This is a genomic window from Phenylobacterium sp., from assembly GCF_035944335.1.
Lineage (GTDB): Bacteria > Pseudomonadota > Alphaproteobacteria > Caulobacterales > Caulobacteraceae > Phenylobacterium.
In genome coordinates this window covers 132,197-145,258 of sequence record NZ_DASZBG010000040.1, presented here as the reverse complement: position 1 = coordinate 145,258, position 13,062 = coordinate 132,197, and the positions used below count along the sequence as shown (strand labels likewise).

At 69.8% G+C, this 13,062-nt stretch carries 13 protein-coding genes; 7 read left to right on the top strand and 6 right to left on the bottom strand.

Features of this window, described 5'->3' with window-relative positions; genetic code table 11:
* Positions 1-58 precede the first annotated feature (58 nt).
* Entirely contained in the window at positions 59-1,597 is a 1,539-nt protein-coding gene (locus VGT80_RS07775; RefSeq protein ID WP_327454492.1) for a vWA domain-containing protein, read from the top strand.
* Positions 1,598-1,683: 86 nt separating this feature from the next.
* Positions 1,684-1,941 carry a hypothetical protein gene (locus tag VGT80_RS07770; protein ID WP_327454490.1) on the top strand — a complete coding sequence of 86 codons (258 nt, stop codon included), beginning with the start codon at positions 1,684-1,686 and terminating at the stop codon, positions 1,939-1,941.
* 4 nt (positions 1,942-1,945) lie between these two features.
* On the opposite strand, the gene VGT80_RS07765 is transcribed toward VGT80_RS07770, so the two are convergent.
* Positions 1,946-3,394, bottom strand: coding sequence for an MFS transporter (locus VGT80_RS07765; RefSeq protein WP_327454488.1), 1,449 nt, complete (start codon positions 3,392-3,394; stop codon positions 1,946-1,948).
* Between the two features lie 90 nt (positions 3,395-3,484).
* On the opposite strand from VGT80_RS07765, the gene VGT80_RS07760 reads away from it, so the two are divergent.
* Entirely contained in the window at positions 3,485-3,745 is a 261-nt protein-coding gene (locus tag VGT80_RS07760; protein WP_327454486.1) for a sulfurtransferase TusA family protein, read from the top strand.
* Here VGT80_RS07760 and VGT80_RS07755 read toward each other — a convergent pair.
* Entirely contained in the window at positions 3,690-4,655 is a 966-nt protein-coding gene (locus VGT80_RS07755) for a YihY/virulence factor BrkB family protein (RefSeq protein WP_327454484.1), read from the bottom strand. The genes VGT80_RS07760 and VGT80_RS07755 overlap by 56 nt on opposite strands.
* Before the next feature lie 216 nt (positions 4,656-4,871).
* Positions 4,872-6,020, bottom strand: coding sequence for a CaiB/BaiF CoA-transferase family protein (locus VGT80_RS07750; protein ID WP_327454482.1), 1,149 nt, complete (start codon positions 6,018-6,020; stop codon positions 4,872-4,874).
* Positions 6,021-6,213: 193 nt separating this feature from the next.
* On the opposite strand from VGT80_RS07750, the gene VGT80_RS07745 reads away from it, so the two are divergent.
* Positions 6,214-7,542, top strand: coding sequence for a diguanylate cyclase domain-containing protein (locus VGT80_RS07745; protein ID WP_327454480.1), 1,329 nt, complete (start codon positions 6,214-6,216; stop codon positions 7,540-7,542).
* Positions 7,543-8,061 (top strand): hypothetical protein, encoded by a 519-nt coding sequence (locus tag VGT80_RS07740; protein WP_327454477.1) that lies wholly within the window; start codon positions 7,543-7,545, stop codon positions 8,059-8,061. It begins immediately after the preceding gene.
* On the opposite strand, the gene VGT80_RS07735 is transcribed toward VGT80_RS07740, so the two are convergent.
* Genes VGT80_RS07735 through VGT80_RS07725 form a run of 3 tightly spaced genes read right to left on the bottom strand, consistent with a single transcriptional unit; the run spans position 8,058 to position 12,335 of the window.
* Positions 8,058-8,399, bottom strand: a complete 342-nt coding sequence (locus tag VGT80_RS07735) for a hypothetical protein (protein WP_327454475.1) — start codon at positions 8,397-8,399, stop codon at positions 8,058-8,060. The two genes, VGT80_RS07740 and VGT80_RS07735, sit on opposite strands and share 4 nt — an antisense overlap.
* A 32-nt stretch (positions 8,400-8,431) precedes the next feature.
* Positions 8,432-11,923, bottom strand: coding sequence for a transcription-repair coupling factor (gene mfd / locus VGT80_RS07730; protein ID WP_327454473.1), 3,492 nt, complete (start codon positions 11,921-11,923; stop codon positions 8,432-8,434).
* Positions 11,913-12,335 carry a succinate dehydrogenase assembly factor 2 gene (locus tag VGT80_RS07725; protein WP_327454471.1) on the bottom strand — a complete coding sequence of 141 codons (423 nt, stop codon included), beginning with the start codon at positions 12,333-12,335 and terminating at the stop codon, positions 11,913-11,915. The genes mfd and VGT80_RS07725 overlap by 11 nt, the downstream gene beginning before the upstream one ends.
* Here VGT80_RS07725 and VGT80_RS07720 point away from each other — a divergent pair.
* Both VGT80_RS07720 and VGT80_RS07715 read left to right on the top strand, forming a co-directional pair.
* Positions 12,322-12,549 (top strand): hypothetical protein, encoded by a 228-nt coding sequence (locus tag VGT80_RS07720; protein WP_327454469.1) that lies wholly within the window; start codon positions 12,322-12,324, stop codon positions 12,547-12,549. The two genes, VGT80_RS07725 and VGT80_RS07720, sit on opposite strands and share 14 nt — an antisense overlap.
* The gene (locus VGT80_RS07715; RefSeq protein ID WP_327454467.1) at positions 12,546-13,007 is read left to right on the top strand and encodes a DUF2243 domain-containing protein; all 462 of its coding nucleotides are present in this window, start codon (positions 12,546-12,548) and stop codon (positions 13,005-13,007) included. The genes VGT80_RS07720 and VGT80_RS07715 overlap by 4 nt, the downstream gene beginning before the upstream one ends.
* The last annotated feature ends 55 nt before the right edge of the window (positions 13,008-13,062 follow it).

Genomic DNA, 13,062 nt, shown 5'->3' with positions numbered 1-13,062 from the left:
TGAATAGGCTGCGGACCGCCCGATGCGTCGGACTTTGGCGCGCCATGCGGACTGACCGATGCTGTTTCGTCGCCTTCGATCCGCCCTCCTCGACCGCCGCGGCAACGTCGCCGTGGTGGTGGCGCTCTCGCTCGCCCCGCTGTCGCTGGCGGCGCTTGGCGCGCTCGACATCGCCCGCGCGACGGCCGCCAAGCTGGAACTGCAGGACGCGCTGGACGCCGCGGCCCTGGCCACGGCCAAGTCGACGGTCAGCGATTCCACCGTGCTGCAGCAGACCGGCGACCGCATCTTCCGCCAGAACCTGGCGCTCGATTCCGACGTGACCCTGTCGAGCGACACCTTCACCTTCGGCACGGGCAATGTGGTGGTAGCCACGGCCTCGGCGGCGGTTCGGCCGCTGATCCTGGGGTCGATCACCGGCGGTCCGATCGTGGTCGGGGCCCATGCCCAGGTGACCCGGGCCGGCAACCAGCTGGAGATCGCCCTGGTGCTCGACAACACCGGCTCGATGGCCGGAACCAAGCTGTCCAATCTGCAGACCGCGGCCAACAACTTCATCGATTCCATGTCGCAGGCGGCGACGCAGTCGGGCGACCCGAACGCCATCAAGATCTCGCTGGTGCCGTTCTCCAACACGGTGCGGATCGGCTCGACCTTCCGCAACGCCGCCTGGATCGACCAGAGCGGGACCTCGCCGATCAACAACCAGATCTTCGCCGATTCCACCGGCGCGCCGATCTGGGCCAACCGCTTCACCCTGCTCACCCAGATGGGCGTCACGTGGGCGGGCTGCGTCGAGAGCCGTCAGGCGCCGTATGATATCCAGGACACCGCGCCCTCGTCCGCCACGCCGGCCACGCTCTTCACCCCCTATTTCGCGCCCGACGAGCCGGACAGGGGCGGCACCTATTTCAACAACTACCTGCCCGACGGCCAGCCCCGGGGCACCAGCTGGCAGGTTCGCCAGGGCGGCGCCGCCAAATATTCCGGGCAGCCCGACCTGACCAGCGGCATGGGCCCAAACTGGGGCTGCACCCTGCAGCCCATGCAGCGACTGACCACGAATTTTTCGGCTCTGAAGACCGCGGTCAACGCCATGACCGCCAACGGTGACACCAACATTCCGATGGGCATGATGTGGGGCTGGCACACGCTGTCGCCGAACGCGCCCCTGGCCGACGGCGTCGCCTACCTGACGGCGAAGCACAAGAAGATCGTCATCCTGATGACCGACGGTCAGAACCAGATGACCGACAGCGGCAACTCCGACCAGTCATTCTATTCGGGGGCGGGCTATGCCTGGCAGGGGCGCGTGCTTCAAGCCAGCGGCACGCCAATCTCGGGCTCCAACACCCAGACCGAACGCTCGGCCGCGCTCGACGACCGGCTCAGCAAGATCTGCACCGCCATGAAGGCCGCCGACAAGGACATCGAGATCTATACGATGCGGGTCGAGGTGGTCGGGGGCACCAGCACGGTGCTGCAAGACTGCGCCTCCGGCGCGGACCATTATTTCGACGTGACGAACTCGGCCCAGCTCGACGCGGTCTTCCAGCAGATCGCAGGCTCGATCGCCGCCCTGCACCTGTCGAAATAGCCGTCTTCACCGCTCGCGGCGCCCGCGAAATTCAAGATCAAGCTTCACCACAGCAACAGAGGTCGGTCATCGGCGTTAGACGCTGCATGAGCGACTTCCAAGACCTGACGGCTGATGAACGCGCCCTCCTCCGAGCCGCCCTGCACGGGCCGCTGATGGACCGCGATCCGATTGTGCTGGGCCTCTGCCTGCGGCTTTGCGGGCGACGGCTGCTGCAGCGCGCGGGGGCCGCCGCGGCGGCGAACGGCTGGCGCGGCTCGCCGCACGCCTTCGTGCTGACCCGCGATGGCTGGACCCTGATGAAGGCCGAGCGGGCCCGCGGTCCGCTGCGCCAGACCGGCTGAGGCCTCAAGCCCCTCCGCGCGGCGCAAGCGACAGCGGCGGGGCGACCGATTCCAGCGAGCGGCGTTCCGCGGGCACGCCCAGCACCAGCTGGACCGCGGCCGCCAGCAGCATCAGCCCGCCGCCCAGCAGATAGCCCTTGAAGATCTCGCCCCGCTGGCCGCTCTGGATCAGGGCGCCGAACAGCGCGGGGCCGCCGACGCCGCCAAGCAGGGTCCCGAAGGCGTAGAACAGCGAGATGGTGATCGCCCGGGTCTCCAGCGGAAAGAGTTCGCCCACCGTCAGATAGGCCGCGCTGGCCGCGGCCGAGGCGAAGAAGAAGATCACGCTCCAGGCCAGCGTCTGGGTCTCGGCGGTCAGCGCCCCCTTGGCGAACAGCCAGCCGGTGACGCACAGCAAGGCGCCGGCCACGCCATAGGTCCCGGCGATCATGGTCCTGCGCCCAAGGCTGTCGAACAGCCGCCCGAGCAGCAGCGGCCCCAGCACATTGCCCAGCGCGAAGGGCAGCATGAAGTAGCCGACATTGCGGGCTGGAATGGCGTAAAACTTCGTCAAGACAAGCGCATAGGTGAAAAAGATCGCGTTGTAGCAGAACGCCTGGGTGGCCATCAGCACGACGCCTAGGATGGTCCGGCGGGGATGGGTGCGGAACAGGGTGACCGCGATCTCCGTCCAGCTGGTCTCCCCGCGGCGCACGAACCGGAGCTTGGGGATCTCGTTGATCTGCGGCGGCAGGGCGACGTGGCGCTCGATGCGGCGCTCGATGTCGTAGACCAGGGCGGCGGCCTCCTCCGGCCGGCCGTGGGTCATCAGCCAGCGGGGGCTCTCGGGAATGAACCGGCGCACGAAAATGATGATCAGCGCCAGGAGCCCGCCGATCACGAAGGCCAGCCGCCAGCCCCAGGCCTGCGGGACCAGATCGGGATTGAGCACCACCAGCGAGCCCAGCGCGCCCATCGCGGCTCCCACCCAGAAGGTGCCGTTGATCGCCAGGTCGGTGTAGCCGCGCCGCCGGGCGGGGATCAGCTCCTGGATCGCCGAGTTGACCGCCCCGTACTCGCCGCCGATGCCGGCGCCCGTCACGAAGCGGAACAGCATGAAGGACCAGAAATTCCACGAGAGGCCCGTGGCGATGGTGGCCACGAGGTAGACCGCGACCGTCACCGTGAACAGCTTGCGCCGGCCGAGCTTGTCGGTCAGCCGCCCGAAGACCAGGGCGCCCAGGACCGCGCCGAGGATATAGGCGCTGCCGGTCAGCCCGATCTGCCGGGCCGAAAGGTTGAGGGCCTGGGCGCTGGCGATGGCTGGGGACAGCGAGCCGACGAGGGTGACTTCCAGCCCGTCGAGGATCCAGGTGACGCCGAGCGCGATCACCACCAGCCAGTGGAATCGGCTCCACGGCAGCCGGTCCAGCCGCGCCGGCACGTCGGTGTCGAACGCCTCGCCCAAGCTCATTGGAGTTCCGCCCCACCTGCCCTCTCGTTCCGCCTCAACGCACAAACGCCAAGCTTGGGTTCCGACGGCGGACGCCCTATGGCTCGCGCCATGTCGTCCGACGAAATCCTGATCGACGCCCGAGGACATCGCTGTCCGGTGCCGACGCTGCGGCTGCGGCGGGCGCTGGAGGCGGCGGGCGACGGAGCGCGGGTGCGCCTGCTGGCCGACGACCCGCTGGCGCGTATCGACGTGCCCCACCTTGCCGCGGCCCTCGGCGCCGAGGTGCTGGAGCGCGGCGAAGCCGCCGGCGTGTTCATTTTCTTGATCGCGAAGCCCCCGACCGAGGCACGACCACCTTCGGACCCTTGACGACGCGGATCGGCGCCTTCGGAGACACGGCGTCGATGGCCAGCTCGACCTCGGTGGCGAGCGCGCCGCCGAAGAAGATCGCGTTCACGTTCCAAGACAGCCAGATCAGGAAGACGATTACCGTCGCCAGCGAGCCATAGGTCGCGCCCAGGTGGGCGATCTGCTCGACGTAGAAGGCGATGGCCCAGGAGGCGAAGAGGCACAGCGCCGCCGCAGCGAAGCCGCCCATCAGCGAGGCCGTCCAGACGACCGGCCGGCGCGACATGGCGAACCGATAGATCAGGGCGAGCCCGATGGTCAGGCTGGCGCTGGCCCAGGTCCATTCGCTGAGCAGCCACGAGACGCCGCGCAGGGGCCGCAGGTCGAAGGCCGAGCCGAGAATCCGCAGGGTGAAGAAGATCGAGGAGATCATGGCCAGGGCCGCGAAGGTGCCGATCAGCACCAGGAAGGCGATCAGGTTGAAGCCCACGAAGCCGTGCGGCTCGTCCTCGTCGTGGATGAACGACAAGCCCGCCAGCAGGGCTTTGAAGCCGCGGTGCGAGGCGTAGATGGTGATGATCAGCGCCAGGCCGCTCTGGGTGGACATGGCCAGGTGCGGCGCGCGCATCAGCCGCGTCAGCTCATGCAGGAACAGATCCCGCGCGCCGGCCGGGATCAGGGCCGACAGCGCCTGGCCCTCGCGGATCGCCTGGGCTGGGTCGGACAGCACACTGAACAGGCCGATGAGGATGGCGAGCGTCGGGAAGATCGCCAGCATGGCGAAGAACGAGACCCCGCCGGTGTAGAGCATCACGTCGCGGCCCCACAGGCGGGTCAGCGCGCGCCCCAGGACCAGCAGGGCGAGCCTCGCCAGGTGGAGCGGGTCCCAATCCACGCGGCGCAAACGGGTGAGGAGCCGGGAGGTCGCCATCGGTCCGGAGGGTGGGGAGGAACGCGACGTCGCGCAAGACACCAGACGCCAAATGCCAGACGCCAAAACGGCGCGCCACCGGGTTGGGGGTAGCGCGCCGCCGATGGGCGTGTCGTTCCATCCGGATCAATCGCCGCTTCGAGGGACGGGAGAGCGCGACGACCGACCGTGGACGGTTCTGATCCTTCGCGGCTGAACCCAATCTGAACGGCGCCTTCAGGAAACCGTCTCGAGCGCCAGGGCCCCGGCCTTGCCGAGCGCGTCGATCTCCGCCGGGCTGAACCCCCAATCCCGAAGCGCGGCCTGGTCATGCGCGCCGATCTTCGGCGGCGGCCCCTGGATGGCGCCGGGGGTTGCGGAGAACCGGGGCGCGGGCGCCGGCTGGGTCACCCCGCCCACCTCGACAAAGGTCTGGCGCGCGGCGTTGTGCGGGTGGGCTGGCGCTTCGTCGAGATCGAGCACCGGGGCGAAGCAGACGTCGGTGCCGCCCATGATCGCGGTCCATTCGTCGCGGGTCTTGGTGGCGATGACCGCCGCCAGCTTGTCGTGCAGCTCGGGCCAGTGGGTGCGGTTGTGCTGGTGGGCGAACGCCGGGTCGTCGATGCCGGTCTTCTCCAGCAGGAGGGCGTAGAACTGCGGCTCGATGGAGCCGATGGAGACCCATTTGCCGTCGGCGCACCGGTAGGTGTCGTAGAAGTGGGCGCCGCCGTCGAGCATGTTGGCCCGCCGTTCCTCCTTCCAGATGCCCGCCGCCTTGAAGCCGTAGAACATGGCCATCAGGGAGGCCGCGCCGTCGCTCATCGCGCAGTCGATCACCTGGCCCTGGCCGCTCTGACGGGCGTGGGTCACGCCGGCCAGGATCCCGAACGCGAGGTAGAGCGCCCCGCCGCCGAAATCGCCCACCAGGTTCAGCGGCGGCACCGGCTTGTCCTCCGTGCCGATGGCGTGCAGGGCGCCGGTGATGGCGATGTAATTCATGTCGTGGCCGGCCGCGCTGGCCAGGGGCCCGGTCTGGCCCCAGCCGGTCATGCGGCCGTAGACCAGCCTCGGATTGCGCTTCAGGGCGACCTCGGGGCCCAGGCCCAGGCGCTCCATGACGCCGGGTCGAAAGCCCTCGAACACCACGTCGGCGCTCTCCATCAGCTTCAGGCAGGCCTCGACCGCCTCCGGCGTCTTCAGGTCGAGGGCGATGGAGCGGCGGCCCCGCGATGTGACGTCGCTGGGCGCCCCGCCTCGGCCGCCGCCCTTGCGGTCGATGCGGATCACGTCGGCGCCCAGGTCCGAGAGCAGCATGCCGCAGAACGGGCCGGGCCCGATGCCGGCGAATTCCACGATCTTGAGGCTGGTGAGCGGGCCCTGGGGCATGGTCGGTCTCCGATGTCGGGCCATCTTGGGCCCCTGCCCCGTGGTCAGCCAAGCCCCGCCCCATGAAAGCCTGGCTTGTGGATCACGGGCGCTCGCGCCTGTTGCAACCCAGACGCGTGGGCTAATCTGAACCCTGCCCGATTCACCGAATGGCAGGTAAGACGGGCGCTAAGTTGGGGCAGGACCGGGGGACATGGCGGCAGGCGTGCAGGCGCGGGTGGTGATTGTTGCGCGCGACGACGCCTTGGCCGGCCCGTTGTCGGAGGGCCTCGACCGGCTGGGCTGGCGCACCGTGACGGCGCGTGGCGGCTATGCGGCCCTGGCCGCCGTCGCCGACCTGCAGATCGAAGCCGCGATCATCGACCTGGCCGAGGGCGAAGAGGCCGTCGCGCTGGCGGAGCGGCTGAAGGAGGCCTGCGCGCCGCGCCGGTTGCCGATCGTCGGCATCGGCCAGCCGGACCCTTCGCTCGAGCTCCGCGGCTTCGACCTGACCCTGGCCGCGCCGCTGCATCCCGCCCAGGCGGCCATGCGGCTGGAGACCCTGGTGCGCACGGCCGTGGCCGAGGAGGAGTTCGAGCTCCGCATCGAGACCTTCGCCGATCGCGGCCGCAGCCTCGATGTGCCCGAACTCGAGGCTGCGCCCTTCCAGGTGCTGGCGATCGGCGAGCCGGCGCCGCAGTTCCTGGCGCTCTCAAATGCGCTCGCCGAGCAGGGCGCGCAGGTGGTGGGCGCGTTCACGGCCTATACGGCGTTCGATTATCTGCATGAGCGGCGCTTCGACGCCGTGGTGCTGTGGGCCGGGGAGAACCCGCAGGAGGCGCTGTCGATCGCGGCCGGCCTGCGCCGCAACACCCGCCTCTATCACACGCCTGCCGTGCTCTACATGCGCCCAGACTCCTATGTCACCGCCTCGGAGGCCTATCATCGCGGCATCACCGACGTGGCGACGCCGGAAACGCCCGAGAGCGAGACGGCCCGCCGGGTCGTCGAACTGGCCCGCGCCTATCGCCGTCAGACCGCGGTGCGCCAGGCGCTGGAAAGCGCCCGCAACTCCGGCCTGATGGACGCCGCCACCGGCCTGTTCACCCGCGACCTGTTCGCCGCCCACCTGGCCCGGCTGGCGGCGGCCTCGAAACAGCGCAACCGCGCGCTGTCGGTCTGCGTGCTGAAAGTGGCCGACAAGCCCGACCTGGCGGCCGTGCGGGCCGGCGGCTGGCTGGCCCGCGCCATCCCGCAGATCGGCTCCATGGTCGGCCGCCTGGTCCGCGTCGAGGACACCGCCGCGCGGCTGGGTCCGGATGTCTTCGCCCTCGCCCTGCCCGCGACCCCGATGGGGGCCGCGCGGGCCGCGGGCGAGCGGATCGCCGCGGTCATCGGCTGCACGGCGTTCGAAGCCGGTGACGGCAGGCCGCCGTTCGTGGTGGAATTCGATCTGGGAGTGGCCGAGGTGGGTCCTGGCGAGACCGCCGGGCGCGCGCTCGAAGACGCGGCCGCCGAGGCCTACGCACGGAAGGCGAGCTAGATGCAACATCCGCCCCCCAACCTGGGCCTGTGGACCTATCTCATCCCGCTCTTTGTGGTGGCGCTGGTGATCCTGCGAAACTCGCGGGCGCGGCGGCTGCGGGTCGAGACGCTGTGGATCACCCCGGCGTTGATCCTGGTGCTGGTGGGCCTGGCGCTCAGTCAAGGCGGCGTGCCGACGCCTGGGATGATGGCCATCGATCTCGTGGCGCTCGGCCTCGGCGCGGCGCTCGGCTGGTGGCGTGCTCGGTTCACCCGGATCACCGTCGACCCGACGACGCACCAGCTGACCAGCCAGGCCTCGCCAATAGGCATGTTGGTCGTGCTCGGCATCTTCGCCATCCGCTATGTCCTGCGGATGTACGCGCTGCAGAGCGCCGGCACCCTGCATATGCCCGTGAACGCCATAGCCGACGCGGCGCTGGTCATCTCGGTGGGGCTGGTCTGCGCGCAGCGGCTGGAGATCGCGCTCAGGGCCTCGCGCCTGGTGGCCGAGGCGCGCGGCGCCGGCGCGGGCTAGCGCCCGGCTTTCACCGCTTCGCCGGCCGCCTTGACGGCCTCGTTGCGCGCCTTCAGCTCGGCGCCGCAGCGCTGCGCCTCCGTCGTGTAGTCGGCCGTCGCCATATTGGCGATCTCCCGGCGCATGGCGGCCGCGAGATCCAGGCCCGGTTCGCGCCCGTCGAGACGGCCGATATAGTAGAACATCCCCGCCCCCGCAGCGTCCTTGTAGGCCGGGGTCTGCAGCAGCCGGCTGAAGGCCACGACGCAGCGCATGTCCGAGCGACTGGCGTCCTGCGCCTCGGCGACGCCGGCGATCGCGGCGATGGCCAGGCTGGCGGTCAGGATCGTTAGCTTCATGGTTTCCCCTGTTTCCCCGCGGCCGAGCGCCCTCAAGCCGCGAGCCTGGCCAGTTCGGTGAGCACCCGTTCGGCGGCGCCCAGCCGCTGCTCGGGCGTTTCCCACTCGCCCTTCACGACCACCTTGTTGTCCGGCCGGATACGCCAGGCGACCTGGTTTTTCTGCACGAATTGAATGAGACCGGCCGGATTCTTGAAGCTCTCGTCGCGGAACGAGACGACCGCCCCCTTCGGACCCACGTCGATCTTGGCGACATTGGCCTCGCGGCAGAGGCCCTTGATGGCCACCACCTTGAGCAACTGTCCGGCCTCGGGCGGCAGGGGGCCAAAGCGGTCGATGAGCTCGGCGGCCAGGGCCTCGCGGTCAGCTGCCTTTTCGGCATCCGACAGGCGGCGATAGAGCGACAGGCGAACATTGAGGTCGCGGACGTAGTCCTCGGGGATCAGCACGGCCGCGCCGGTGTTGATCTGCGGCGACCAGCCCCGGTCGTGGACGAGCCCCTCCGCCCCGGCCCGCTCCTTCAGCTCGTTCACCGCGTCTTCCAGCATCTGCTGATAGAGTTCGACGCCGATCTCGCGGATGTGGCCGGACTGTTCCTCGCCCAGCAAGTTGCCGCCGCCGCGGATGTCGAGGTCGTGGCTGGCCAGCTGGAAGCCCGCGCCGAGGCTGTCCAGCGACTGCAGCACCTTCAGCCGCTTCTCGGCCGAGAGCGTGATCGACTTCTCAGCCGGGGTGGTGAGATAGGCGAAGGCGCGGGCCTTGGCGCGACCCACCCGCCCGCGCAGCTGATAGAGTTGCGAGAGGCCAAACATGTCGGCGCGGTGGATAATCAGGGTATTGGCGGTCGGGATATCGAGACCGCTCTCCACGATGGTGGTCGAGAGCAGCACGTCGTACTCGCCCTCGTAGAAGGCGCCCATGACGTCTTCCAGCTGGGTCGGCGCCATCTGGCCGTGGCCGACCACGAATTTCACCTCCGGGACCTGTTCGCGCAGGAACCGCTCCAGTTCGGGCAGGTCGTTGATGCGCGGCGCCACGTAATAGGCCTGGCCGCCGCGGTACTTCTCGCGCAGCAGCGCCTCGCGCACGACGACCGGGTCCCACGGCGTGATGTAGGTCCTGACGGCCAGGCGGTCGACCGGCGGGGTGGCGATGATCGACATCTCCCGGATGCCGGACAGCGACATCTGCAGGGTGCGCGGGATCGGCGTGGCGGTCAGGGTGAGGACGTGCACGTCGGCGCGCAGCTCCTTGAGCTTCTCCTTGTGCTTGACCCCGAAGTGCTGCTCCTCGTCGACGATCACCAGGCCGAGGTTCTTGAACGACACCTGCTTGCCGAGGATGGCATGGGTGCCGATGACGATCTCCACCTCGCCCCTGGCCAGACCCTCGCGGGTCTCGGCGGCCTCCTTGGCAGGAACGAGCCGGGATAGCCGACGCACCTTCACCGGCCACCCCTCGAAGCGCTCGGTGAAGGTCTTGTAGTGCTGGCGGGCCAGCAAGGTGGTCGGCGCGACGACCGCCACCTGCTTGCCGCCCATGGCCACCACGAAGGCGGCGCGCAGCGCGACCTCGGTCTTGCCAAAGCCGACGTCGCCGCAGATCAACCGGTCCATGGGCTTGCCGGCGCCGAGGTCCTCCAGCACGTCGCCGATGGCCACGAGCTGGTCGTCGGTCTCCTCGTAGGGGAAGCGGGCGCAGAACTCGTCGAAGACGCCGTGCGGCGGGTCCATCGCCTCGGTGTGTTTGGTGGCCCGCTCGGCGGCGATGCGGATCAGGCCCTCGGCCATTTCGCGCAGCCGCTCCTTGGCGCGGGCCTTGCGGGCCTGCCAGGCCGCGCCGCCCAGACGGTCGAGCACCACGCCTTCGCTGTCGGCGCCGTAGCGGGTCAGCAGGTCGATGTTCTCGACCGGCAGGTAGAGCTTGGACTCGCCGCCGTACTGCAGCTCCAGGCAATCGTGCGGCGCGCCCTGCACCTCCAGGGTCTTCAGGCCCTCGTAGCGGCCGATGCCGTGATCGATGTGCACCACCAGGTCGCCGGGCGTCAGCGCCGAGGCTTCGGCGAGGAAGTTGGTGGCGCGGCGGCGGCGCCTGGGCCGCGCCAGCCGGTCGCCGAGGATGTCGGTCTCGGAGATCACCGCCAGGTTGTCGGTCTCGAAGCCCTGTTCAAGCGGCAGCACCACCCGCTGCGGCGTCTTGGGATCGGCGGCCTTCGCCGCGTCCCAATAGGCGGCGAGCGGCACATTCCTCAGCCCGTGGTCGGCGAGCATGACGCCCAGCCGGTCCGAGGAGCCGTCCGACCAGGAGGCGAACAGCACCCGTTTTCCCTCTGCGGCCAGCTTACGGGCGTGGTCGGCGGTGGCCTCGAACAGGTTGACGCTGTCGCGCTGGCGCTCGGGGGCGAAATTGCGGCCCTGGCGCGCGCCCATGTCGACCACGAGGTCGCCCTCCGCCTCCTGGAAGGCCGAGAAGCGGCGGTTGGCGCGGGTCTTCAACTGATCGGCCCACTCGTCCTCGTCGAGGTAGAGACGGGTCGGCTCCAGCGGGTGGTATTGGGTGCGCCGGTCGGTCTGGGCGCGGGCCTCGTAGGCGTCGCGCAGCATCGCCAGCCGCTCGTCGCGGGCGCCCTGGGCCAGGTGGTCGAGGGCCACGAGGCTGTCCGCCGGCAGGTAGTCGAAGAGGCTCTCCATCTTCGAATAGAAGAGCGGCAGCCAATGCTCCATGCCGGCGCGGCGGCCGCCTTCGGAGACCGTGGCGTAGAGCGGATCGTCGCCGGCCGCCCCGAACGCCTCCAGGTAGCCGGTGCGGAAGCGCGACACCGCATCCTTGTCCAGCAAGGCCTCGCTGACCGGCAGGAGGCTGACCTCCTTCAGCTGCTTGGTGGAGCGCTGGGTCTCGGGATCGAAGGCGCGGATGGATTCCAGGGTGTCCCCGAACAGGTCGAGGCGGACCGGCTCCTCGGCATTGGGCGGGAAGACGTCGATCACCCCGCCGCGGATGGCGAATTCGCCGCGCTCGGAGACCGTGGAGGCGCGCTGATAGCCGTTGACCGCGAAATAGGTCTCCAGATCGGCGATCTCGACGACGTTGCCCGCGCGCGCGGAATAGGAGGCGCGCCTGACTGCGCTGCGCGGCGGCACGCGCTGCAGCAGCGAGGGGACCGCGGTGATCAGCAGCCGCGGCGTCTTCTCCGCCCCCTCGGCGGCCAGTCTCGACAGCGTCGCCATCCGCTCGGCGGCGATGCCGGCCGAGGGGCCCACGCGGTCGTAGGGCAGGCAGTCCCAGGACGGGAAGCGCAGCACCTCGACCTGGGGCGCGAAGAAGCAGAAGGCGTCGGCGAAGGCCGACAGGCGCGCGCCGTCGCGGGCCACGAAGACCGACAGCCCTTTGCGGGCCCGGACGATGTCGGCCATCACCAGGGCGTCGAAGCCTTCCGGCGCGCCCACCAGGTCGAGCCGGCCGGGATCGTCGGCCACGCGGCGCAGGCTGGCCGCGGCTGCCGGCCGCGAGGCGTCATCCGCCATGGTCGTCTCCGCGCACGTCGTGGACCTCAAAGCGGAAGGCCTTGATCCGATCCATCAACGGGCCGGCGAATTGCGGCGACGGCTCCTCGCGCCCGACGATCCAGGCGTAGAGGTCCTGGTCGGGGACTTCGAGGATGGCCTCGAACTCATCGAGCTCGGCCGGGGTCATGCCGGAGACGTGCTTATCCGCGAACGGCCCCAGAATGAGGTCCGCTTCCCTGAAGCCCCGGCGCCAGGCCCGGAACCTCAGCATCTTCAGCCGGGCGTCGCGATCAGTCGTCATAGAGGAGCGGCGGATATAGAGCGCGCCGGGCGCGGGCGCCAGTCGTGGGTTCGCGCGGCGCCCCAATCCCGTCAATCCCGGAACAGGCCCGCCCACGGCACGTTCCGCAACCGTCATGAAGACGGCCACGCTTGTTCTAGCCCTGGCCGCCCTGATGGCCGCCGCGCCGGCCACGGCCTGCACGCTGTGCCATTCGCCGGGCGCCGCGGCGGTGCGCCATCAGCTGTTGCACGCCGATCTGGTCCGCAACGCCGCCGCGGTCGCAGCGCCCATCCCCCTGTTGCTGGCGATGATCCTGTTCGCCGCCGGCGGACCGGCGCGGCGAAGCGCGCGGGACGCATGACCCGCCCCCTCACGTCCCGCCCGGCCGTGGCCGCCGCACTGACCCTCGGCATCGGCCTGGGCGGCTTCTTCGATGGCATCGCATTCCATCAGATCCTGCAACTGCACAACATGCTGTCGGGCTGGCTGCCGGTGACCGACCTGGTCAGCGCCAAGACCAACATGGTCTGGGACGGCCTGTTTCATGCGGCCATGTGGCTGATCACCCTGCTCGGCGTCGCCCTGCTGTGGCGCGCCGCCCGGCGAGGCGACGTGGACTTCGCGGTCCGCCACCTGATCGGCGGCCTGCTGATCGGCTGGGGCCTGTTCAACCTGGTCGAGGGGTCGATCGACCACCAGCTGCTGGGCGTGCACCATGTGGTGGAAGCGCTCGGCGCATCGGCTTGGGACTACGCCTTCCTGGCTTGGGGCGCGGCGATGCTCGTTGGCGGCTGGCGGCTGGCGCGGCCTCGCCCCTAGGCCGACGGCGTTTCGAACGGCGCTGCCGCGGCCATCGTCTGGACTGCTATCCTCC

Coding starts and splice junctions, on each gene's coding strand:
- VGT80_RS07745 (WP_327454480.1), top strand. CDS start 6,214: ATGGCGGCAGGCGTGCAGGCGCGGGTGGTGATTGTTGCGCGCGACGAC.
- VGT80_RS07775 (WP_327454492.1), top strand. CDS start 59: ATGCTGTTTCGTCGCCTTCGATCCGCCCTCCTCGACCGCCGCGGCAAC.
- VGT80_RS07755 (WP_327454484.1), bottom strand. CDS start 4,655: ATGGCGACCTCCCGGCTCCTCACCCGTTTGCGCCGCGTGGATTGGGAC.
- VGT80_RS07770 (WP_327454490.1), top strand. CDS start 1,684: ATGAGCGACTTCCAAGACCTGACGGCTGATGAACGCGCCCTCCTCCGA.
- VGT80_RS07760 (WP_327454486.1), top strand. CDS start 3,485: ATGTCGTCCGACGAAATCCTGATCGACGCCCGAGGACATCGCTGTCCG.
- VGT80_RS07735 (WP_327454475.1), bottom strand. CDS start 8,399: ATGAAGCTAACGATCCTGACCGCCAGCCTGGCCATCGCCGCGATCGCC.
- VGT80_RS07765 (WP_327454488.1), bottom strand. CDS start 3,394: ATGAGCTTGGGCGAGGCGTTCGACACCGACGTGCCGGCGCGGCTGGAC.
- VGT80_RS07720 (WP_327454469.1), top strand. CDS start 12,322: ATGAAGACGGCCACGCTTGTTCTAGCCCTGGCCGCCCTGATGGCCGCC.
- VGT80_RS07715 (WP_327454467.1), top strand. CDS start 12,546: ATGACCCGCCCCCTCACGTCCCGCCCGGCCGTGGCCGCCGCACTGACC.
- VGT80_RS07750 (WP_327454482.1), bottom strand. CDS start 6,020: ATGCCCCAGGGCCCGCTCACCAGCCTCAAGATCGTGGAATTCGCCGGC.
- mfd (WP_327454473.1), bottom strand. CDS start 11,923: ATGGCGGATGACGCCTCGCGGCCGGCAGCCGCGGCCAGCCTGCGCCGC.
- VGT80_RS07740 (WP_327454477.1), top strand. CDS start 7,543: ATGCAACATCCGCCCCCCAACCTGGGCCTGTGGACCTATCTCATCCCG.